At 59.6% G+C, this 20,982-nt stretch carries 15 protein-coding genes; 2 read left to right on the top strand and 13 right to left on the bottom strand.

The annotated features are described in order from the left end of the window. Positions 1-64: 64 nt before the first annotated feature. Genes miaA through ACK6BI_RS00800 form a run of 5 tightly spaced genes read right to left on the bottom strand, consistent with a single transcriptional unit; the run spans position 65 to position 6,328 of the window. Positions 65-1,036, bottom strand: a complete 972-nt coding sequence (gene miaA, locus ACK6BI_RS00820; RefSeq protein WP_409315625.1) for a tRNA (adenosine(37)-N6)-dimethylallyltransferase MiaA — start codon at positions 1,034-1,036, stop codon at positions 65-67. Continuing rightward, positions 1,036-2,937, bottom strand: a complete 1,902-nt coding sequence (gene mutL, locus ACK6BI_RS00815; protein ID WP_409315624.1) for a DNA mismatch repair endonuclease MutL — start codon at positions 2,935-2,937, stop codon at positions 1,036-1,038. The genes miaA and mutL overlap by 1 nt, the downstream gene beginning before the upstream one ends. After that, on the bottom strand, positions 2,934-4,319 hold the full coding sequence (locus tag ACK6BI_RS00810) for an N-acetylmuramoyl-L-alanine amidase (protein ID WP_409315750.1): 1,386 nt from the start codon (positions 4,317-4,319) through the stop codon (positions 2,934-2,936). The genes mutL and ACK6BI_RS00810 overlap by 4 nt, the downstream gene beginning before the upstream one ends. Positions 4,320-4,370: 51 nt before the next feature. Further along, positions 4,371-4,841: a tRNA (adenosine(37)-N6)-threonylcarbamoyltransferase complex ATPase subunit type 1 TsaE gene (gene tsaE / locus ACK6BI_RS00805; protein WP_065258770.1), complete on the bottom strand. Its 471-nt coding sequence runs from the start codon at positions 4,839-4,841 to the stop codon at positions 4,371-4,373. Then, positions 4,829-6,328: an NAD(P)H-hydrate dehydratase gene (locus ACK6BI_RS00800; protein ID WP_409315623.1), complete on the bottom strand. Its 1,500-nt coding sequence runs from the start codon at positions 6,326-6,328 to the stop codon at positions 4,829-4,831. Before ACK6BI_RS00800 ends, tsaE begins: the two co-directional genes overlap by 13 nt. 63 nt (positions 6,329-6,391) lie before the next feature. Between ACK6BI_RS00800 and queG the strand changes: the two genes are divergently transcribed. Next, a complete protein-coding gene (gene queG / locus ACK6BI_RS00795; RefSeq protein WP_409315622.1) occupies positions 6,392-7,474 on the top strand; it encodes a tRNA epoxyqueuosine(34) reductase QueG in 1,083 nt (360 codons plus the stop codon). Positions 7,475-7,496: 22 nt separating this feature from the next. On the opposite strand, the gene ACK6BI_RS00790 is transcribed toward queG, so the two are convergent. The 6 genes from ACK6BI_RS00790 to orn all read right to left on the bottom strand — a co-directional run bounded on the left by ACK6BI_RS00790 (position 7,497) and on the right by orn (position 17,710). Continuing rightward, positions 7,497-12,230 (bottom strand): RHS repeat-associated core domain-containing protein, encoded by a 4,734-nt coding sequence (locus tag ACK6BI_RS00790; RefSeq protein WP_409315621.1) that lies wholly within the window; start codon positions 12,228-12,230, stop codon positions 7,497-7,499. A gap of 107 nt (positions 12,231-12,337) precedes the next feature. Beyond that, on the bottom strand, positions 12,338-13,288 hold the full coding sequence (locus ACK6BI_RS00785; RefSeq protein ID WP_409315620.1) for a hypothetical protein: 951 nt from the start codon (positions 13,286-13,288) through the stop codon (positions 12,338-12,340). Between the two features lie 293 nt (positions 13,289-13,581). Continuing rightward, positions 13,582-14,934, bottom strand: a complete 1,353-nt coding sequence (locus ACK6BI_RS00780) for a leucine-rich repeat domain-containing protein (RefSeq protein ID WP_409315619.1) — start codon at positions 14,932-14,934, stop codon at positions 13,582-13,584. Between the two features lie 352 nt (positions 14,935-15,286). After that, positions 15,287-16,315, bottom strand: a complete 1,029-nt coding sequence (locus tag ACK6BI_RS00775) for a hypothetical protein (RefSeq protein WP_409315618.1) — start codon at positions 16,313-16,315, stop codon at positions 15,287-15,289. Between the two features lie 115 nt (positions 16,316-16,430). After that, positions 16,431-17,042 carry a trimeric intracellular cation channel family protein gene (locus ACK6BI_RS00770; protein ID WP_409315617.1) on the bottom strand — a complete coding sequence of 204 codons (612 nt, stop codon included), beginning with the start codon at positions 17,040-17,042 and terminating at the stop codon, positions 16,431-16,433. Between the two features lie 125 nt (positions 17,043-17,167). Beyond that, positions 17,168-17,710, bottom strand: coding sequence for an oligoribonuclease (orn, locus tag ACK6BI_RS00765; RefSeq protein ID WP_065258764.1), 543 nt, complete (start codon positions 17,708-17,710; stop codon positions 17,168-17,170). 107 nt (positions 17,711-17,817) lie between these two features. On the opposite strand from orn, the gene rsgA reads away from it, so the two are divergent. Beyond that, a complete protein-coding gene (gene rsgA, locus ACK6BI_RS00760; RefSeq protein WP_409315616.1) occupies positions 17,818-18,849 on the top strand; it encodes a small ribosomal subunit biogenesis GTPase RsgA in 1,032 nt (343 codons plus the stop codon). 47 nt (positions 18,850-18,896) lie between these two features. On the opposite strand, the gene motB is transcribed toward rsgA, so the two are convergent. Next, the gene (gene motB, locus ACK6BI_RS00755; protein ID WP_409315615.1) at positions 18,897-19,985 is read right to left on the bottom strand and encodes a flagellar motor protein MotB; all 1,089 of its coding nucleotides are present in this window, start codon (positions 19,983-19,985) and stop codon (positions 18,897-18,899) included. 3 nt (positions 19,986-19,988) lie between these two features. Continuing rightward, positions 19,989-20,840: a flagellar motor stator protein MotA gene (gene motA / locus ACK6BI_RS00750; RefSeq protein ID WP_065258761.1), complete on the bottom strand. Its 852-nt coding sequence runs from the start codon at positions 20,838-20,840 to the stop codon at positions 19,989-19,991. Positions 20,841-20,982 lie beyond the last annotated feature (142 nt).

The following is a 20,982-nucleotide window of genomic DNA, read 5'->3' as shown; positions in this document are numbered from 1 at the left end:
AAAAATAGGTAATCAGATGGCTTTTGCCGCCACTCCCCCAAGGATAGACGGCAATTGCAAGGACTCAGCTCAATATGGAGATGGTCCCAAGGTATTTCAAGGTGCGTGGCAGATTGTCGCAATCCAGACTGTCGAGCCAGTGCAAATCGTTCCAGCTGCGCAGCCAGGTAAACTGGCGTTTGGCCAACTGGCGCGTGGCAATAATGCCCCGCTCCTGCATTTCGGCCGCCGTCAGCTTGCCATCCAGGTAATCCCAGACCTGTCGATAGCCTACCGCACGTATAGACGGCAACCCGACATGCAGGTCACTTCTATTACGCAGGGCTACGACCTCGTCGATAAATCCCTGTTCCAGCATATTTGTGAATCTTTGTTTAATGCGCTCATGCAGTACCTGACGATTTGCCGGAGCAATCGCCAAGTTCGCGACAGTATAGGGCAATTGTTGCCGCCCCGATGCCGCTGCATCAGTCGTTTGCAGAGATTGTTTCAAGCGCAGCTCGGTCATGCTCTGACCACTGACCCGAAAGACTTCCAGAGCACGACTCAGGCGCTGTGGATCGTTCGGATGAATACGCGCCGCGGACTCTGGATCGATTGCCGCCAGCTGATTGTGCAGGGCTTGCCAGCCAAGGCGTGCAGCCTCTTCTTCAATCTGTGCGCGAACTTCGGGATCCGCCGCCGGCATATCCGCCAGGCCTTCGACCAACGCCTTGTAATAGAGCATCGTGCCGCCCACCAGCAGTGGAATGTTTCCGCGTGCGGTGATTTCGGCCATCGCCTGCAACGCATCACGGCGGAAATCCGCAGCCGAATAGGATTCGGCCGGGTCAAGAATGTCGATCAGACGATGGGGATATTCAGCCAGCAGTTCTTTGGATGGTTTGGCTGTGCCAATGTCCATGCCGCGATAGACCAGGGCCGAGTCAACGCTGATCAACTCGCAGGGCAGTACCTTGGTCAGCTCGATAGCCAGATCGGTCTTGCCCGCAGCGGTCGGGCCCATCAGGAAAATCGCTGGAGGAAGCTGGCTCATCAACGACCGCGCAGGAACAGTTTGTCCAGATCGTCCAGGCCCAGCTGGGTCCAGGTCGGTCGGCCATGGTTGCATTGACCGCTGCGTTCGGTGTTTTCCATGTCACGCAGCAGACCGTTCATTTCCGGCAGGGCCAGGCGGCGGTTGGCGCGGATCGCGCCGTGGCAGGCCATGGTGCCGAGCAGCTCGTTCAAATGCGCCTGGATCCGGTCGCTGGTGCCATATTCCATCAGGTCCGCCAGCACATCGCCCACCAGACGATTGGCTTCGGCCTGTTTGAGCAGGGCCGGAATCTGCCGGATCGCCAGGGTTTCCGGGCCCAGTCTCTGCAACTCGAAGCCAAGGCGCTGGAACCAGGCAGCGTGCTCTTCAGCGCAATCGGCCTCGCGCTGACTGACCGCCAGCGACTCTGGCACCAGCAGCGGTTGACCGCTCAAACCTTCGCTGGCCATGGCGATCTTCAGGCGCTCGTACATGATCCGCTCGTGAGCGGCATGCATGTCCACCAAAACCAGGCCATGGGCGTTTTCGGAAAGGATATAAATGCCCTTGAGCTGCGCCAGCGCATACCCCAGCGGCGGAATATCTTCCTGGCCGGCCGGCAACGCATTGGCGTTCGCTTCCGGCAGTGGCGCAAAAAACTCGCGATACGCGGCCTGCGCCTCGGCAGCCGGCACAGCAGATTGCGGACGCGGTGTGTATTGGTAAGCACCGCCAGCACTGGCACCCGACGAAGTACTGAACGCCGGTTGCGCTTGCGGTTGCTCCAGCAAGGTGTTGGCGGCCAGGCGCATTTCACCCTGTGGACCGAATTCACCCGCCTCGAGGCCGGTCGGCCGTACGATAGCAGTGGTGACAGAACCGGCAAGCTGATCTTCAGGCCGCACATCGCCCAGCGCACGGTGCAACGTGCCGTAGAGGAAGTCATGCACCATGCGTCCGTCACGGAAACGTACTTCGTGCTTGGTCGGGTGTACGTTGACGTCGACAGCGGCCGGATCGACCTCGAAAAAAAGCGCGAAAGTCGGATGCCGGCCGTTGAACAGCACATCGCGATAAGCCTGACGCACCGCGTGGGCCACCAGCTTGTCGCGCACCGCGCGGCCATTGACGAAGAAATACTGCAAATCCGCCTGACTGCGGTTGAAGGTCGGCAGACCGACCCAACCCCACAGGTGAAGACCGTTGCGCTCGATCTCGATCGGCAAGGCCTGCTCCAGGAAACCCGAACCGCAGATCGCCGCCACGCGCCGGGCGCGGGCTGCATCATCGTGGGCCTCGTGCAGACTGAGAATGGTCTTGCCGTTGTGTCGCAGATGGAACGCCACATCGAAACGCGCCAGCGCCAGACGTTTGATCACTTCCTGCAGGTGATCGAATTCGGTTTTTTCGCTCTTGAGGAATTTGCGTCGCGCCGGGGTGTTGAAGAACAGGTCGCGGACTTCCACCGAGGTGCCGACCGGATGGGCCGCCGGCTGCACGCGGGGCGCCATGTCGCGGCCTTCGGTTTCGACCTGCCAGGCCTGATCGGCGTCGCGGGTACGGGACGTCAGGGTCAGGCGTGCCACGGAGCTGATCGACGCCAGTGCTTCACCCCGAAAGCCCAGGCTCATCACCTGCTCGAGGTCTTCAAGGTTGCGGATCTTGCTGGTGGCGTGACGGGCCAGGGCCAGTGGCAGGTCATCGGCGGAAATCCCGCTGCCATCGTCGCGCACCCGCAGCAGTTTGACGCCGCCCTGCTCGACATCGACATCGATGCGTCTGGCGCCGGAGTCAAGGCTGTTTTCCAGCAGTTCCTTGATCACCGAGGCCGGGCGCTCCACCACCTCGCCGGCAGCGATCTGGTTCGCCAGCCGCGGGCTGAGCAGTTCGATACGGGCAGCGTTCAGAACCTGATTCATTCTTTGGACGCCAGCTCGGTGCCTGGAATGGTCAGGTGCTGACCGACCTTCAGCTCATCGCTGCTGAGGTTGTTGGCACTGCGCAGAGTGGCTGCCGACACCTGATAACGCACGGCAATCATCGCCAGGGTTTCACCTGGACTTACTCGGTGATCACGCGGCCCCTGGGCGATCTTGCCCGAGTCACGCAGCCAGGCAATGTAGGTGCCCGGCGGCGGATTCTGCTGGAAGAACTGGCGCACGCCGCTGCTGATCGAGCGCGCCAGCGCCTGCTGGTGGCTCGACGCTGAAAGCTTCGAGGCTTCGTTGGCATTGGAGATGAAGCCGGTTTCCACCAGAATCGACGGAATGTCCGGGGATTTCAGCACCATGAACCCGGCCTGTTCCACACGCTGCTTGTGCAGTGGCGTGACCCGGCCGATGTTGGTCAGGACTTTCTGGCCGACGTTGAGGCTGGAGGTCAGCGAAGCGGTCATCGACAGGTCGAGCAGAACACCGGCCAGCATCCGGTCCTTGTCGTCGAGGCTGACGTTGCCGGCACCGCCGATCAGGTCGGAACGGTTTTCGCTGTCGGCCAGCCAGCGGGCGGTTTCCGAGGTGGCGCCACGGTCGGACAAGGCAAACACCGAAGCCCCGAACGCCGCCGCCGATGGCGCGGCGTCGGCGTGGATCGAAACGAACAGGTCGGCCCCCTTCTTGCGGGCGATTTCGGTGCGGCCACGCAGCGGGATGAAGTAATCGCCGGTACGGGTCAGTTCGGCGCGGAAGCCTTTCATGCCGTTGACCTGGCGCTGGAGTTCACGGGCGATCTGCAGCACCACGTCCTTTTCGCGCTGGCCGCGTGAACCGGACGCCCCCGGGTCTTCACCGCCGTGACCGGCGTCGATCACAACAATGATGTCGCGTTTGCCGGCAGGGGCCGGAGGCAGTTTGATCGCAGGCTCAGCCGGCGTCACAGGCACCGCGGGAACAGTGGCGACCGTTGGCGTCGGGGCCGGCGTTGGTGGCGGCGAGGCATCGGCCGGGTTGTCGAACAGGTCGACCACCAGACGGTTGCCGTACTGTGCGTTCGGCGCCAGCGAGAAGCTTTTCGGGGTGACGGCTTTCTTCAGGTCGATGACCACCCGCAGATCGGTCGGCGTACGCTGGGCCGAACGCATGGCGGTGATTGGTGTGTTGGCGGTGGAGACTTTCAATGGCGCGCCAAGGGTAGCGCCGTTGATGTCGATCACCAGACGGTCCGGGGCCGTGAGGGTGAAGACGCTGTGCTGCACCGGGCCGGTCAGGTCGAACACCAGACGCGTGTTGTCCGGCGCCCGCCACAGGCGCACGCTGTTGACCTTTGTCTCGGCCACAGCGTTGACGGTTACTGCCATCAACATCAGTCCAGCGGCAGCCACCAACGCGCGAAAGCGCATACCTAACCCCATCATTTATTTGGATTCCAACGCCAAAGCGGCACACCAGGCCTCGCCACGCGAGCCCTGGGACAAAATAGTCAGCGAACGCCCGCTGTCTTGCGGACTAATGGTAATGGTCAGGTCAGGCTTTGGCAAAAAGCCTGCACCTTTATCGGGCCACTCGATCAGGCACAGGGCGTCGTCTTCGAAATAGTCGCGGATGCCGAGAAACTCCAGCTCTTCCGGATCGACCAGACGATACAGATCGAAGTGGAAGGCACGGATGTCACCGATCTCGTAGGGCTCGACCAGGGTGAAGGTCGGACTTTTCACCGCACCGACATGCCCCAACCCGCGAATGATGCCCCGCGACAGCGTGGTCTTGCCCATGCCGAGGTTGCCTTCGAGGAAGATCAGGCCATGCCCCCCGGTCACGCGGGCGATCCGTGCGCCAAAGTCGCTCATCGCCTGTTCATCGGCCAGGTACAGGGTTACTTCAGACACGGTGCATGTTCCTCCAACAACTGACGAATGGCTGGAATCAGATCACTGGCCGCCAGCCCACGGCCGAATTTACCTTGTTGCGACCCGGCGTTGGCATGTAGCCAGACCGCCAGACACGCCGCGTCGAACGGGTCCATGCCCTGGGCCAGCAATGCCCCGACCAGACCGGCCAGCACATCGCCGAGGCCTGCGGTAGCCATTGCCGGATGGCCTTGATGACACAACGCCAGACGACCGTCGGGGTGGGCGATCAGACTGCCTGCCCCCTTGAGCACCACCACTGCCGCGTATTTTTTGCTCAATGCCAGCGCAGCGGCCGGGCGATCCGCCTGCACCTCGGCGGTGCCGAGCCCCAACAGACGTGCGGCTTCCCCCGGATGCGGCGTGATCACACAGCCCTTGGGCAGACTGACGAAACCGGTAGCCAGCAGATTCAACGCGTCGGCATCCCATACCTGCGGCAGCGGCGCATTGGCGGCGGCCGACAGCAGCGCCCTGCCCCAACTCGCCTGCCCGAGCCCCGGGCCGACCACCAACACGGACACCTTTTCCAGCAGCCCCATCAATTGATTGGCCGACGAAGTGCCCAGCGCCATGACTTCCGGCACCCGGCTCAACACTGCCGGGACATGTTCCGGACGGGTCGCCAGCGACACCATTCCGGCCCCGCTGCGCAAAGCGCTTTCGGTACTGAGCAGAATCGCCCCGCCGAAACCGTGATCGCCACCGATCAGCAGAACATGACCGAAACGTCCCTTGTGCGCAGCCGGCTCCCGAGCTGGCAGACGCGGCAGATTACCGGTGTCGAGCCGGCGGGCGGCAACGGCAATGTCACTATAGGTTTCGGTCGGCGCTTGCAGGTCGTTGAACAGCAGCTCGCCAACGTGATCCGCCGCGTCCCCGGTAAACAGGCCAAGCTTGAGACCGATGAAGGTCACGGTCAGGTCAGCCCGCACGGCACTGCCCAGCACATGGCCGGTATCGGCACACAAACCGGAAGGAATATCGACCGCCACCACCGGCAGATTGCTGGCATTGATGGCCGAAATCGAAGAGACGTATGGCTCGCGCACCTCGCCACTGAGACCGGTGCCGAGCAATGCGTCGACAAGAATCCCGCGCAGGTCACTGGAATCGGTCCAGGCAGCAATCGCAACCCCCTTGGCCACCGCTTCGGCGTGCGCCAGCGCCGCATCACCCTGCAGTCGTTGCGGATCACCGACGGCCAGCACCTGCACCGCCCAGCCTGCACGATGGGCCAGCACCGCTACCAGATAACCGTCACCGGCGTTGTTGCCGTGCCCGGCCAGAACGGTCAATTCGTTCGCCGAAGGCCATTGGCGCACCAATGCGCGCCAGGTGGCATGGGCGGCACGTTGCATCAATTCGAAGCCCGGCGTGCCGGCGGCAATCAGCCGCGCGTCGAGAATCCGCACCTGCGCGGCGCGGTACAGTGCGTCGGGTAATGGATCTTTAGTGTGCGGCATGCGTCTTCGGGCTCCGATGTCTGGCAGAATTATACGCACCTCAGCTCCGGTTTCTCTCGTCTCATGTCCGCCATTACCACAGATCTTCCCGCCCTCGCCCAATCCATCAAGGACTGGGGCCGCGAGCTGGGCTTCCAGCAAGTCGGCATCAGCGGTGTGGACCTGGCCGAGCATGAGCGGCACCTGCAACGCTGGCTCGAGGCCGGCTATCACGGCGAAATGGACTACATGGGTGCCCACGGCAGCAAACGCTCGCGCCCCGATGAGCTGGTGCCGGGCACCTTGCGCGTGGTGTCCCTGCGGATGGACTACCTGCCGGGCGACACGCAAATGGCGCAAATGCTGGCGAAACCGGAAAAAGCCTACATCTCCCGTTATGCCCTGGGCCGCGATTATCACAAGTTGATCCGCAAACGCGTACAACAACTGGCGGACAGGATTCAATCGGAAATCGGACCATTCGGCTTCCGCGCTTTCGTCGACAGCGCACCGGTGCTGGAAAAAGCCATCGCCGAACAGGCCGGGCTGGGCTGGATCGGCAAAAACACCCTGGTGCTGAACCGCAAGGCCGGCAGTTATTTCTTTCTCGGCGAACTGTTCGTCGACCTGCCGCTGCCGGTGGATGAACCCCACAGCACCGAACACTGCGGGCGCTGCACCGCGTGCCTCGACATCTGCCCGACCAACGCGTTCGTCGCTCCGTATGTGCTGGATGCGCGACGTTGCATTTCCTACCTGACCATCGAACTGAAGAACGCCATCCCCGAAGACCTGCGACCGCTGATCGGCAACCGGGTGTTCGGCTGCGACGACTGCCAGATCTGCTGCCCGTGGAACCGCTTCGCCAGCCCGTCCGGCGAAAGCGACTTCAAGCCACGGCACAATCTGGATAACGCCGAACTGGCCGAGCTGTTTTTGTGGGATGAAGAAAAGTTCTTGAGCAGCACCGAGGGCTCGCCTCTGCGCCGGGCCGGTTACGAGCGCTGGCTGCGCAATCTGGCCGTGGGGCTGGGGAATGCGCCTTCGACGATTCCAGTGCTGGAAGCGTTGAAGGCGCGACGGGAACATCCGTCAGAGCTGGTGCGTGAACATGTCGAATGGGCACTCAGGCAGCATTCGGAGCGCGCCCTCCAGAGCCACGAATAGCCCGACAAACCAGTGTGACCGACTACCAGGCCGGATCATGACTGCCCACCTGTTTGATGATGACGTGACGGGTGTCATTGTTGGTCAGGAAAAATACCCGGTCCGCTTGCGAGAGGCGAGTATGGGCATGCTCATAGCCCGTATACGGTTTGGCCGGCGCGTAATTGGGATAAGGATCGAATTTACTGCCGGGGTAACTTTTGGCAGCTTCATACGGCGACTTATTGTTGATCGCGATGTCATCTCTGAACTCGGCGTATTTGGCCCTCGCTGCGTTCCCCGGCTTGCCGTTGGGCAGGTAATCGTGGGCCGCGTAATCTTCTGAAAGCGTCCAGCGTGCAGGTGGCGCAGGTGGTTCGCCGTTCGCTCTGCCAGCACCTTTGACCTTCTTGCCGGGTTTGTGAAATTCGATAGCCGGTTCATCGGCAAGCCCCTTGAAGTTCTTGCCCAGCATCCGCCCGCCCCGCGTGACGATTTGCCGGGCAGCCAGCCATCCGGCGCCCGCCGAAGCCACGCCCAGTCCAAGACTCACCCATCCAAGTATTGATGCGGCTTCGGACTCCGGCGCCCACTCATTGGCCAGCTCACTGGCAATCCCCGTCACCCCCGAAGCGACACCCAGCCCCATGGCAAGCAGCGCCAGCGGGGTAGTCGCGCCAAGGGTCACAATACTCGCGACGATCCCGATCCCGGCGAGCGCGATCCCCAGAACCGACTGCCACGAAAAATGCCCCGTCGGGTCGACACGATTGACCGGGTCGCCCAGGCAATACGCATAGGCATTCATCCCGCCCGCTCCGAAAGGACTCAGGTTGTCGGGTGACAGAAAGCGCATCAGAGTCGGGCTGTAGGCCCGATAGCCGTTGCCCAGCAGGTACAGACCGGTAACGGGATCGAGCTGCTCGCCATTGAAACCTGCCAGGCTGAAAAGACCGCCTTCGGCGTCCCGATGCCCATAGGGGCTATAAGCGACATTCGTAAGCTGACCACTTTGAAATTGCGTCAGCACACTTTGCTGCTGATCCGTGCCGAACATTTGCACGCCGGTAACGGGACCGTTTTCATGCAGCCCCAGCATCAGACCTTCGTGGCGCACGACACTGCGTGAATCGCTGCCGCGCACTTCGCTGCTGACGTGTCCATCACGATAGTAGCGCCGAGTCTGCACGCTGCCCGGCTGCGACAGCGCCATCAGGCGGTCGAAAGCATCGTAGTGATACTCCCGCAGCACTTGCCCTTGAGCATTGCTCACCGCCGTCAGACGTCCCAACGCGTCATACGTCAGTGCACGCCCCTGATCGTCCCTGATCATTCGACCGTTGGCGTCGTATTGCAGAGTGACCGGTTGCGGGTAATCAGCGTGGGAGTGACTGACGTGCGTGAGCTGGGTGAAATCAATGTCGCTATAGCTGAAAGTCGTCAGATTGACGCCCTGGGGGAAGCGGGTTTGCAGTGTGAGAATGTTGTCCAGCGCATCGTAGGTGAATGTCTGCTCGACGATTTCCTTGCCGTAGGGATCCCGTGGCCGTTGCGACCCTTCGCAGGCATAGCGGCTCAGTCGCCCGCGCATGTCATAGGTGAAACGTTCGTCACGCAGGATTTGAGCACCGCGCTTCAAGACTTTCTGCGCCAGCTTGCCGGAGAGGGTGTAGCTCGACGTCAGCGTCTGGCTCTCCAATCCTTCGACTTCAAACCGACGCAGGGTCTCACGCCCGATATCGTCATAGGCCAGATGCGTCCTCATCCGCCGGGCAGTCGCGCTATCCCGGGCATCAATCAGCTTCAGCAAACCTGCGGCGTTGTAGGTGTATTCGGCCCGCAGGGAACCCTGCGTAAAAGCGGTCTTGCGCCCCCAATCGTCGTATTCGCTCTTGTGTTCGTTGCCGAGACCGTCGGTGAAAACCAGCGGCCGGCCACCGAGTGACCAGGTGTGGGACGTTGTATGTCGATGCAAACCAAATTCTGTTGCTTCCGATTTCAGGCGCCCCGACGGGTAATACTCAAAGCGTTGCGCGTGCCCCTGCTCAATACCGGATTCAGGCTTGGCATGTACGACATCGAAGGTGAAGTGCGTGAGCAGACCATCGACCTTGCGCCCGATCAGCCTGTTCAGCCCCTGCGACCAGATGAACTCGAGCTTTTTGCCATCCGCCCCCGTCTGCCACAGGGCCCGGGAGGAGCCTGACGCATAAGCCGTCGTGGAGGTGCGCCCGCCGACCGTACTTTCGGTCAGGCGATCCAGGCCGTCGTAGACCTGCCGGCCCAACTCCAGATCGTCGACCTTGATTCTCACCGGCAATGTGTCTTCAGCGTGGCCGGCATACTCGGTGTCGACCGTGTGCCCGTCCGGCAGGACACTGCGAACCAGGCGGTCAAAAACGTCGTATCGATAGAGGGTCTGGTTGCCGTCGGGATCGGTCTGGCTGCAGGTCCTGCCATAGCCGTCATGTTGAAAAACAGATTTACCCAGGCTCACGTCATCCAGGCTCCGCCACTCGATACTCTGCGGTTTGCCAAAAGCGTTGAAGACGGTCACGGTCTTGCCCATACCCTCCCGCCAGCGCCGCTCCTGCAGCGAGACCGGATCGAACTCGCGGTGCTCTACACGACCGTCGGCATAATGTGTCTGCCTGACCTGCCCCCAACTGTCGTAGACCAGTCGAGTGCTGGCCGGACGGGCCACACCGTCCCACCAGTCAGTCCGAATCTGCTGCACCAGTTGACCGGCCTTGTCATGAAGGGCGGAGTACACCGCACGCATCATGCCTGCTTTCGATGCCTCGCCATTTGCGTGATCGCAATCAAGCTCCTCGACACCAATCACACGTCCCAGTCCGTCGTAACTGACCTGCTGCCTGCCCCCCGCCGGATCCGTGACGGTCATCGTCGCTGGCAATCTGTTGCCGGGTGATCGATAGGCCCAGACCGTCGAAGCCGCATGGACAGTGTCCGCGGACAACGTCTTGCGCAGACACCGGCCAATAGCGTCGTACTTGTAGTCGATTCGCGCACCGTCCACATCGGTTTCGGACATTATCAGGCCGCTGAGTGTCGAGAGGACTTGCACGGTGGTTTGCGAGGTATCGTCAAACCCATGAAAGGTGGTTGTCAGATGAACGCGATCCCCCTCCAGCCGCCAGGAAAAAGCCGAGCGTGTGACGTGTCCGTTCCGGGTGGTGCGCCGCTCCTGCAAGGCACCATGTCTGAACGGATCAACGGGCGCGTCGACGTAGCTGTGCTCGACTTTCGAGCAAAGGGCCTCGCTGTCGCCCACCTGTTCGAAAAAACTCTCTTCGATGGGCACAACGCCGGCCAATGGCGAACCGTGCAAGGGAGGGTGCAAGGCATAGCGAAAACGGGTCTTGGTCGAAGCCCCGTCACCGGAGGCAGGGATGACCGTCCTTTGCTTCTCGAACCGGACAAAACCGAACGGGTCCGCCGGGCAACCCGGCGATCCAAGCGCCGGATAGAACTCGGACAACGTTGTTACACCGTCAGGCCTTACATGCCTGAGCAGATTGCCCACGGAATCGAACTCGGTGATCGTCGTCTCCTCACGTTGTTTTTTGCCGAGCCGGTTTTCGTACCTCGAGGTCTGTTTGCGCGGCAAACGAAACTGCGCGGGTTGCTCATTGAACGGTTTTCCTGCTGCCAGGTGATACTCGATGAACTGCGAAGTCAGCGCCTCCCCACACGTCGTCACCTGCGAAACCAGCAAATGGAATTTGTTGTACGTGCGCTTGATATGGCTGTGGACCTTACCGTCGACCAACAAGCGCTCCTCAGAGACGTATTGATAACTCCACGGTGCCGAATAGAGCGGATCCCCTTCGTCGCCTGGCTCCACGTTCAAACCGTGTCCAAGAAAATTGCGAGCGGAGAATGTGTAGGTCCTGCTCACTTTCGGCTGACCGTGTCCTGGATAAATGTCATAGGCAAGGACATGGGGCAGCGTCCGCGTTTCAGTGGATTGAGCGGCGGGCAACAGGTGCCCCTGTTCCATGTAGCGGATGATTTCGACTGCACCCAGTGGTGTCACCACCCGCTTCAGATAACCGACTTCATCGATAAGCGCATATTCGAAATTCCAGCCTCCCCCCTCGGGCAGGCCGATCGTCACAACCCGATCATCACTGTCGAGCCCCATCGTGAAGTCGGCACGGGATGATGTAGCCGGATTCTGACTCAGCGTAACCAGAGCGCCCTTGCGAGATATTTTCAGCAGCGTCTGCGTGTCATCTCTGACTTCGGTCAGCTGCGGATACTGATTGACCACTTTGTATGCCAACGTAATGGCCGCACCATTGCCCGCGACAATCCGCGTCGGGACTGCAATCGGACTGCCACCCTGTACAGTCAGCTCTTCCCGATGCCCGTCCTTGTAACGAACATCAAAACGTCCCGGAGCGATTTTCACGACCTTGACACTTTCCAGTTTCATCTCTCTGAACTGGAGACCCGCCGCCGTTTCAACGGCCCTGTAACGCTCGCCGCTGGACAAGGTCATCATCTTGCTGTGTGTGTCATAACGGGTCGCCGCCAGCGACCAGCCCACTCCGTAGCCGGTGTTTCGGATATCAAGCGGGTTGAAACTCAGGACGACGCCGAACGACGGCCCGTTGAGACCTGCAGAATGCACATCCCCCAACGACAATGAACAGGTGTAGAGGCCGGTTCGTGGATCGACACCACCCGTTACGAACCCGCCAAAGTTGAAGGCATTGGAATGCACGGAGCCCGGAGAATTGTTCTCCATAAACAACTTCCTCATTAAAAAGAAAAACAACCCAAGAGCCGAAAATGGACATTTGCGGCATCAAAAAAGACAACGACAGATACGCGATAAAATTTGCGAAGAAAAACTCAAGCCAACTTGAATGAACGATCGTCCGGAGACGGCTTTATACGAATCCAGTGTGAAGTTCCAAACACGTCATACACTGTCAGCTCAAAATCCTGATCCCGAACCGGCTGGCGTTGATAGTCGGGAGAAAGATAACTCAACACTGTCAATGTTCCCGGTTGTTGATTCACTGATGTTCCGATATATCCCTTGGGACCTTGAATGGTTACACGGGCACCATAGACCGGCGCGATATAGCCGCAATAGGTTCTTCCGCCCTGATGCGCGTCATCAATGTTGCCGGAAGCAAAAAACAGCGTGGCATCCTCGTCATTCTTTTGCACCTGGGTGCTGGTCCAGTCCAGAAGATGAATCGAGCGCTGGCCTGCGTAAAGCCCGAGGCTGTATCGATGAATCGAATCGAATCGGTCAACGACCCTCTCGTTGATCTTCTCGAGGGAAAAGTGGCTCGACGGGTAGTGGACCGGTGCAATTGCTTCCAGTGTCACGCTGCTGTCGCCTCCGCTCGATTGCCCGTTGCATCGGACGACTTCATCACCAAAGGTAATCTCGGCGGCAATTTGCAGCGACCCGGGCCGGGAGCTCGTGACCCAGAATTCGTATACCTGGAGTGGATCTTCAGGCGCGGAAATCCGGTTGTGCGGGGCAGGCACCAGCGCAGTGGCACGAGCAATGCCACCCTCCATGTCATGGGCATATCGATTTTCCCGGGTTTCGACATTCCAGTCGCCCGTCAAAGGCCGGGCGCCGTTATAGGAGATCAGGCGGAGAGTCTCCATGGCCGGATGACCATGCAAAGACACCTCATTGGCCTGCCAGTCGCCCCCCGAAACCAATACCAGCACCCGCACTTGCATCCGGCCGTTGGCATACAGTTGTTTATGTCGAAGTGTAGGTGCCGAATCAAATTTTACTTCGAGACGTTGAATACTGGTAACTTCATCAAACATTTGAACACTCCATTTATAAATATATGCCCTCATCTCTTATAACAACCAAGGGACAACCAGATATTAAACAGGACCCCCATCCTGCAACAGCACCAATACCTGACAGCATGTAAACAGAGAAAATTCAAACACCCACCTGAAAATCGAAAGCGAAACATTCAAAATCAAGTACAAAAGACAAAAAACCCACCCCCTTCAAAGTCCAGAGAAAGACAAAGAAGAAGGCGGGCTAAAACTTAACACCCATGCTTGATTACAAAAAACAAAAATTGCAGATGCCGGTACGGCATCACTCAGACATCGGACTCCATCCCGCTGTCGGAACTATCACTTGACTCAGAAGATTCATCGGCATCGGCCTCTTCCATGTGTATCTGCACTCTACGATCCAGGCTCGCGCTTTCCAGATAGCGGGTGATTCGCTGTCGCGCCGTTTCGCCGAGCGGGTTATCTGTCAAGTCCAGGTATAGATTCTGCGTATCCGGAATTTCGGACAATTCGTCGCCGACAACGACAATATCGTTTCCCCGCAAATCCGCACGCGTCAGCGCCGGCAAACGCTCCAACCCGTCAGGAAGCTCGGTCAGACTGCAGTTTCGCAGCATCAACTCACGCAGCCCGCGCATGAATCCAACAGAAGGGGCAATGTGCAGAGGGTTGTCTCTGAGGTCCAGCAGCGTGAGGGTTTCAATCCGCGAAAGGCCCTCGGCACTGTTCCGGGTAAGTCGCAACGAACATCCGTTCAATGTCAGGTGCAGCAAGTCCCGCATCTGAAAGATTGCCGGAGAAAAATCCTCCATCCGCAGGGCTTCAATGATCAGGTAGCGGACATTGGGAAAACCCTCGAGAAAGCGCCCCAGTGTCGCATCGACGTTACGCCCGCTCAGCACCAGTTCTGTCACCCGTTCGAACCGCGCGGACAAGTGCGGCAACGCCCCCGAAAAATCAATGAACGTCGAGAAGCTGTTATCGGCGAGATCCCGGCCCGGTATCGATTCGCCTCGCCAGACTGCCTGCAGATCCCGACTGAATTTCTCGCGACTTTGTTGCTGGGCAACGAGAAGTTCGGAAGACATCCCCGCTTGGTCATCGCGAGTGACGGATGCATGTGCCAGCCACTGTTCCAGCTCTTCACGCAGCGTCACGGACTCATGCTCCAGTCGCCGCAGTATGTTGAGAGGATCGACCTGCAAACGCTCAGCGATGAAGCTCGTCACTTCGCCGTCCGGCAGATCGGGATATAGCGCTCGCACCCTGCGCTCGATGGATGATTGCGATATCAGGGGAGTCGAGGTCGATTCGAATGCAAGACTCTCAACCTCGGCGTCGTCCGCTCCCGTGCCCTTTCTCACTCTGCTGTTATCTTTCGGCTGCCAGTATCGACTGCGTTCGTCGCGTACCAGAACCGGCCCGGAAGGAGCAATTTCGCGCGGCAGAGCTGCTCGCCAGTCACCCGAAGCGGGATCCCTGGCGATCTGGACAAAATGCCCGTCAGCCAACTCGATGTACCGGCGTTGCTTGAATATTCTGATCCCTTGCTCATCAGCGCCGGGCAGCGGCACGGTAGCGTTGATCCAGAAATCGGACAAATCCGTAAGCGTCCGCTCGGTTACCGGCGCCATCGGCGCGGATTCGGATACCACCATGCCGGACTCGACAACCGACGACGAAACCCTGGTTCCACTTTCCGGGTCGCCAGGTTCAGGTCTTGCTAACGGCGAGGCAGGTCGACGTGATCCCCGCGGCAGGACGACATCCACTCGAGGTGGCGTGTCACATCCCGGTGTCCGGGCAGCGGGGGTTGAGGAGTTTGGGCCGGAGCCCTTTGTCGGTTTGCCGATCATGAAGTCTCATCCTTGAGCCGTTTTGGGCCAGCCCCCTTGCGGGCGCTGGCGAGTTATAGTGTCAATGCATGCAGGCCAACAAAGAACACTGACATGACACCTTACCGATTCGTCCTTTTACAAAGTGCATATGTAATTACTTCCACATGCAACTTCATCCGCGCTCAAGAACAAAGATGCACTCCGTGAAGTCAATTCGAATGGCCAGCTTGTGCTCCGTTCCATATTGGTCAATGGCGGAAAAATAAAACACCTCGTCCGCACGATATTCAGCATGATTGTATGCAAACTCGGAAAGCGCCTGCACAAACGTCAACTCACCATGACGATCATTGACCCGCACCCTATATTCCTTGCTTGCATTCGAAGAATCCAAGGCAGAATCCCGGAATATATAATTCACCAGACTGTTGTCATTCACGGGCAAGCTCACGGCAATATCGGTCTTGTCCGGTCTTGCCAGAACCCCTGTCAAATAATTGGTATTCTGTGCCCTCACCCAGTTCCCGTAGGCAAACACCACGTCATCCGAACCTTTCGACGAAAACCAGTCCACCAACTTGATCTGCTGGCCCTGGTAATTCAGTCCGAGATAGTAGTTCCAGATCCGGTTGCCAGGCTCTTCATTCCCGCGCCGCACCCGTTGCAAATGAAATTGCTCGAGTGAGCAGCTGACCGGTAGCTGCGCATCCAGCGTGACGCTGCTGTCCTGGCGACCGATAACACCGGTGCCATTGCTTCGAATGACATTTCCGTGCAGCGAGATGCGCGCCGCAATCTGCGTGGTGCCAACGCCCGATGACGATACCCAGAACGTACGTACATGTGGATGGCCGGTGCTTTGCGACTGTTCATTCGGCTGTTGCGCAACACTTTTGGAGGCGGGTGCCTCGAGCGTGAACCGCCCCTGTTCGGCGCTGGCGCTCCAGCCATTTCTCAATGTTTCGCCGGTGTTGTAGTGGATCAGCTCAACCGTATCCAATACATCCGCGGAAACAGGAGCAGGGTCGCCGTTTTCATCGTAACCGGACACCAGCACTTGAACTTTCACCTGCATCCGTCCGTTGCCGTACAAAACCTTGCTCCGCAAGGATGCACCCGAATCAAACTTGACTTTCAATTCGACACTGTCGGGAACAACCGAACTTTTGTTATCCGTCGCCAGCACATTAGCGTCATTCATACTTTCACTCCCTTGACTGATATCACCTCCGAACTTCATGAACGGAGTCGATTACTGATATCACGCCATCGCGGGAGTCACTAAAAGTGAAATGTAAGAAGCTGTAGCCGCCCGATCAATTTTCGTCGTTATAGATGAACTTCGGCATTTCCCAATGAAACCGGATTGCCAGCAGACGCAAGAGGAAACCGCCAAACAGCGTGATCAGAATTGCCTGTTCACTGGGCACGTCAAGATATAAACACAACATATAACACCACGCCGCAGCGAAGGAGACACTGGCGTAGAGTTCACGACGGAAGATCAATGGAATGTCGTTGCAGAAGATGTCGCGCAGGATGCCGCCGAACACACCGGTGATCACGCCGCTGACCGAAGCCACCAGCATGCCGTGGCCCATTTCCAGAGCCGTCATGCAGCCGATCAGGGTAAATGCCACCAGACCGACCGCGTCGAGTACCAGAAACAGCGAACGCAGATGACGCATCCAGCGCGCGGTGAACACGGTAATCATTGCCGCGACTGTGGTCAGCACCAGATATTCCGGGTGCTTGACCCAGGTCAGCGGGTAGTGGCCGAGCAGTACATCGCGCACCGAACCACCGCCCAGCGCCGTGACGCAGGCGATCAGCACCACACCGAACCAATCCATGCCACGCCGGCCCGCAGAGAGGGCACCGGTCATGGCTTCGGCAGTAATGGCGACGAGGTAGAGCATCAGCAACATGGTGGCGATCCTGGCGGGAAGGCGCGCAGTCTAGCCATTTCAGGGCTGCACCAGAAGAGGGCTTTGCTGAACGTCCTTGATGAGGAAGGCGACAGCAAGCCCCCTCATCACAAAGGCCGCCGATCTCAGAACTTGATGAAATGCTTGCGGTAGTGCTGCAATTCGGCAATGGACTCACGGATGTCATCCAGCGCCAGATGGGTGCTGCCCTTCTTGAAGCTGTCACGCACGTCCGGTGCCCAGCGCGCCGCCAGCTCCTTGAGCGTGGAGACATCGAGGTTGCGGTAGTGGAAGTAGCTTTCCAGCGACTTCATGTGGGTATAGAGGAAGCGACGATCCTGGCAGATGCTGTTGCCACAGATCGGCGACTTGCCCTTCGGCACCCACTTTTCGAGGAAGGCAATGGTTTCGGCTTCAGCCTCGGCCATGCTTACGCGGCTTTCACGCACGCGCTGGGTCAGGCCGGAGTTGCCGTGAGTGCGAGTGTTCCACTCGTCCATGCGGGCGAGCACTTCGTCGCTGTGGTGGATGGCGATCACCGGGCCCTCGGCCAGGGTGTTCAGGTCACTGTCGGTGACGATGGTGGCCATTTCAATGATCACGTCGTTTTCCGGATCCAGACCGGTCATCTCCAGGTCGATCCAGATCAGGTTCTGTGGGTTCTGCATATTTCGACTCCTAGGCAATGCCGCGCAGTTTAGCCTAGGCCGATGCCCGGGCGTGCTAAACTCGCGGCCGTTTTACCTAATCGCTGCATTCTTCAGACGGAACACCCATGGCCAAACGCCAACTCAATCGCCGCCAGAACTGGCGCATCGAAAAGATTCAGGGCGAGCGCGCCGCCCGCGCCGCCAAACGCGAGTCCTCGGCGGTCGAGGCGCTCGAAGGCGGCGACCTGGGCCCGGAACAACACGGCCTGGTGATCGCCCACTTCGGTGTGCAGGTCGAGGTCGAGGCCGTTGATGGTGAACTGGCCGGCCAGGTTTTCCGCTGCTATCTGCGGGCCAACCTGCCCGCGCTGGTGACCGGCGACCGAGTGGTCTGGCGTGCCGGCAACCAGGGCATCGGCGTGATTGTCGCGCAACTGCCGCGCACCACCGAACTGTGCCGCCCGGACAGCCGTGGCCAGCTCAAACCGGTGGCCGCCAACGTCGACATGATCGTCATCGTCTTCGCCCCGTTGCCCGAGCCCCACGCCAACCTGATCGACCGTTATCTGGTCGCGGCCGAACACGCCGGCATCCGCCCGCTGCTGCTGCTGAACAAATTCGACCTGATCGACGAACAGAACGCCCCGGCGCTGAACGCGTTGCTGGCGGTGTACCGTACGCTGGGTTATCCGGTGCTGGAAGTGTCGGCACATCACGGCAACGGCATGGAACAGCTGCAGAAGCAGCTCGACGGGCGCATCAGCGTGTTCGTCGGCCAGTCCGGTGTCGGCAAGTCATCGCTGGTCAACAGCCTGCTGCCGGATGTCGAAACCCGTGTCGGTCCGTTGTCCGAATGGTCCGGTCAGGGTCAACACACGACGACCACCGCACGGCTGTTCCACTTCCCGGGCGGCGGTGAACTGATCGACTCCCCGGGTATCCGCGAATTCGGCCTGGGCCACGTCAGTCGCGCTGATGTCGAGGCAGGGTTCATCGAGTTCGACGACCTGCTCGGCACCTGCCGCTTCCGTGACTGCAAGCACGATCGCGAACCGGGCTGTGCCTTGCTCAAGGCCCTTGAAGAGGGACGCATCCAGCAACAGCGGATGAACAGCTACCGCTCGATCATCGCCAGCCTGCCCGAAAACGGGTACTAGACAACCGGAGACAAAAAGCCGCGATCATCTCGCGGCTTTTTTGCAGGTCACTGTTTCGGCGCAGGAGCCGGTGCAGTCGCCGGTGCAGTCGCCGGTGCAGCAGGCGCCGGCGCTGGCGCAGCGCTGCCCGGCTCGGCCGGTTTCGGCAGCGGGTCGTCGAACAGGTTCAACCGTTCGCGCAACTCGTGCGCCGGTACCGGTTGCTGATCCGCCGGCAAGGCATTCGGGTCGACCGGTTTGGACGCATCCGCACCGTTCTGCCCCTGAGCCGGTTTCGCCGGCTCGGCGCCTTGCGAACCTTCGATGGCCGCCTGGGCTTTCTTGGTCAGCACCACAATGTCGATACGACGGTTGACCGGGTTGAACGGATTCTCCTTGTCGAACAGTGCCGACGAGGCGTAACCCACCACCCGTGCCACTTGCCCGTCCGGATAGCTGCCCGCCACCAGCGCACGCCGGGCGGCGTTGGCACGGTTGGCCGAGAGCTCCCAGTTACCGAAGTCGCCGGTGCCGGTGTACGGCTTGGCGTCGGTATGGCCGCTGATGCTGATCTTGTTCGGCACCGCCTTGATGGTGTCGGCCATGGCCAGCAGGATGTCTTCAAAGTACGGCTTCAGGCGTGCGGAACCGGAGTCGAACATCGGCCGGTTCTCGGCGTCCATGATCTGGATGCGCAAGCCGTTCGGCGTGATTTCGAACAGGATCTGATCCTTGAACTTCTGCAGTTGCGGGTTCTCGTCGACCTTGTTCTGCAGTTCCTGCAGCAACAGTTCCAAACGTTCCTTCTCGACCTGTTCGGCCATGCCTTCGACCTGATCGGTGTCGACCGTGACCTTGTCCGGTTGCGGCTGAGACTTCACTTCAGGGTTGAGGGTGTTCTCCGGCGCCAGGGTCGGCGTGCCACCCAGATCGATGATGTACGGCGTGCCGCTTTCCGAGAAGCCGACCGGGTCCTTGAAGTAACCGGCGATGGCGATCTTCTGCTCCGGTGTCGCGGTGGACAGCAGCCACAACACCAGAAAGAACGCCATCATCGCCGTCGCGAAGTCGGCGAAGGCGATCTTCCACGCCCCGCCGTGGTGCCCGCCACCGTAGCGCTTGACGCGCTTGATGATTATCGGCTGGTTATTTTCCATGACTTAGCGACCGCGAACCGCTTGTTCCAGCTCGGCGAAGCTGGGGCGGTGAGCCGGGTACAGAACCTTGCGCCCGAACTCAACGGCCAGCGACGGCGGCATGCCGGAAGCCGAAGCCACCAGCGAAGCCTTGATGGCCTCATAGACGTTGAGCTCTTCCTTGGCATCGTGGGCCAGGGAATGCGCCAGCGGGCCGAAGAAACCGTAGGCCGCCAGAATACCGAAGAAGGTACCGACCAGTGCCGCACCCACGTGCAGACCGATGGATTTCTGGTCGCCGTCGCCCAGCGATGCCATGGTCACCACGATACCCAGTACCGCCGCGACGATACCGAAACCGGGCATGCCGTCGGCGATGCCGTTGACCGCGTGGGAAGGGTGCTCCAGTTCTTCCTTGAGGCTGTACAGCTCCATGTCGAACAGGCCTTCAAGTTCGTGCGGCGCCATGTTGCCGGACGACATGATGCGCAGGTAATCGCAGATGAACGCGGTCATGCGTTCGTCCTTCAGCACCGCCGGGTATTTGGCGAAGATCGGACTCGCAGCGGCATCTTCGATGTCGCCTTCGATGGCCATCATGCCTTCGCGGCGGCTCTTGTTTAGGATTTCGTAGATCAGGCCGAGCACTTCCAGATAGAAAGTGTGGCTGAAACGCGAGCTGAACATGCCGAGGGCTTTCTTGAGCACGTGCATCGTCATGTAGCCGGGGTTGGCCTGGAGGAACGCTCCGAGTGCCGCACCACCGATGATCATCACCTCGAAAGGCTGGATCAGGGCGGCAATCTTGCCGTGGGAGAGCACGTATCCGCCGAGCACGCTCGCGAATACGACGATGATGCCGATAATTTTAGCCATAGATAGAAAGTACTTGTTTAAGTCGGGTTCAAGGTCATATTCGGAAGTTAAAAAATCTCTTCTTCTACTTATCGGCAAAACTGCGCCAGACTATAGCCAGTTCAGGCGAAAAGCCAATTTAGCCCGTGCCGGGCGCGTCTAC

This window comes from Pseudomonas sp. KCJK9016 (assembly GCF_046231795.1).
In the GTDB taxonomy this organism is placed as follows: domain Bacteria; phylum Pseudomonadota; class Gammaproteobacteria; order Pseudomonadales; family Pseudomonadaceae; genus Aquipseudomonas; species Aquipseudomonas bananamidigenes.
This window is presented reverse-complemented; position numbering and strand designations above follow the sequence as displayed.

Coding starts and splice junctions, on each gene's coding strand:
- miaA (WP_409315625.1), bottom strand. CDS start 1,036: ATGAGCCAGCTTCCTCCAGCGATTTTCCTGATGGGCCCGACCGCTGCG.
- mutL (WP_409315624.1), bottom strand. CDS start 2,937: ATGAATCAGGTTCTGAACGCTGCCCGTATCGAACTGCTCAGCCCGCGG.
- ACK6BI_RS00810 (WP_409315750.1), bottom strand. CDS start 4,319: ATGTTGATGGCAGTAACCGTCAACGCTGTGGCCGAGACAAAGGTCAAC.
- ACK6BI_RS00800 (WP_409315623.1), bottom strand. CDS start 6,328: ATGCCGCACACTAAAGATCCATTACCCGACGCACTGTACCGCGCCGCG.
- queG (WP_409315622.1), top strand. CDS start 6,392: ATGTCCGCCATTACCACAGATCTTCCCGCCCTCGCCCAATCCATCAAG.
- ACK6BI_RS00790 (WP_409315621.1), bottom strand. CDS start 12,230: ATGGAGAACAATTCTCCGGGCTCCGTGCATTCCAATGCCTTCAACTTT.
- ACK6BI_RS00785 (WP_409315620.1), bottom strand. CDS start 13,288: ATGTTTGATGAAGTTACCAGTATTCAACGTCTCGAAGTAAAATTTGAT.
- ACK6BI_RS00780 (WP_409315619.1), bottom strand. CDS start 14,934: ATGGTGGTATCCGAATCCGCGCCGATGGCGCCGGTAACCGAGCGGACG.
- ACK6BI_RS00775 (WP_409315618.1), bottom strand. CDS start 16,315: ATGAATGACGCTAATGTGCTGGCGACGGATAACAAAAGTTCGGTTGTT.
- ACK6BI_RS00770 (WP_409315617.1), bottom strand. CDS start 17,042: ATGTTGCTGATGCTCTACCTCGTCGCCATTACTGCCGAAGCCATGACC.
- orn (WP_065258764.1), bottom strand. CDS start 17,710: ATGCAGAACCCACAGAACCTGATCTGGATCGACCTGGAGATGACCGGT.
- rsgA (WP_409315616.1), top strand. CDS start 17,818: ATGGCCAAACGCCAACTCAATCGCCGCCAGAACTGGCGCATCGAAAAG.
- motB (WP_409315615.1), bottom strand. CDS start 19,985: ATGGAAAATAACCAGCCGATAATCATCAAGCGCGTCAAGCGCTACGGT.
- motA (WP_065258761.1), bottom strand. CDS start 20,840: ATGGCTAAAATTATCGGCATCATCGTCGTATTCGCGAGCGTGCTCGGC.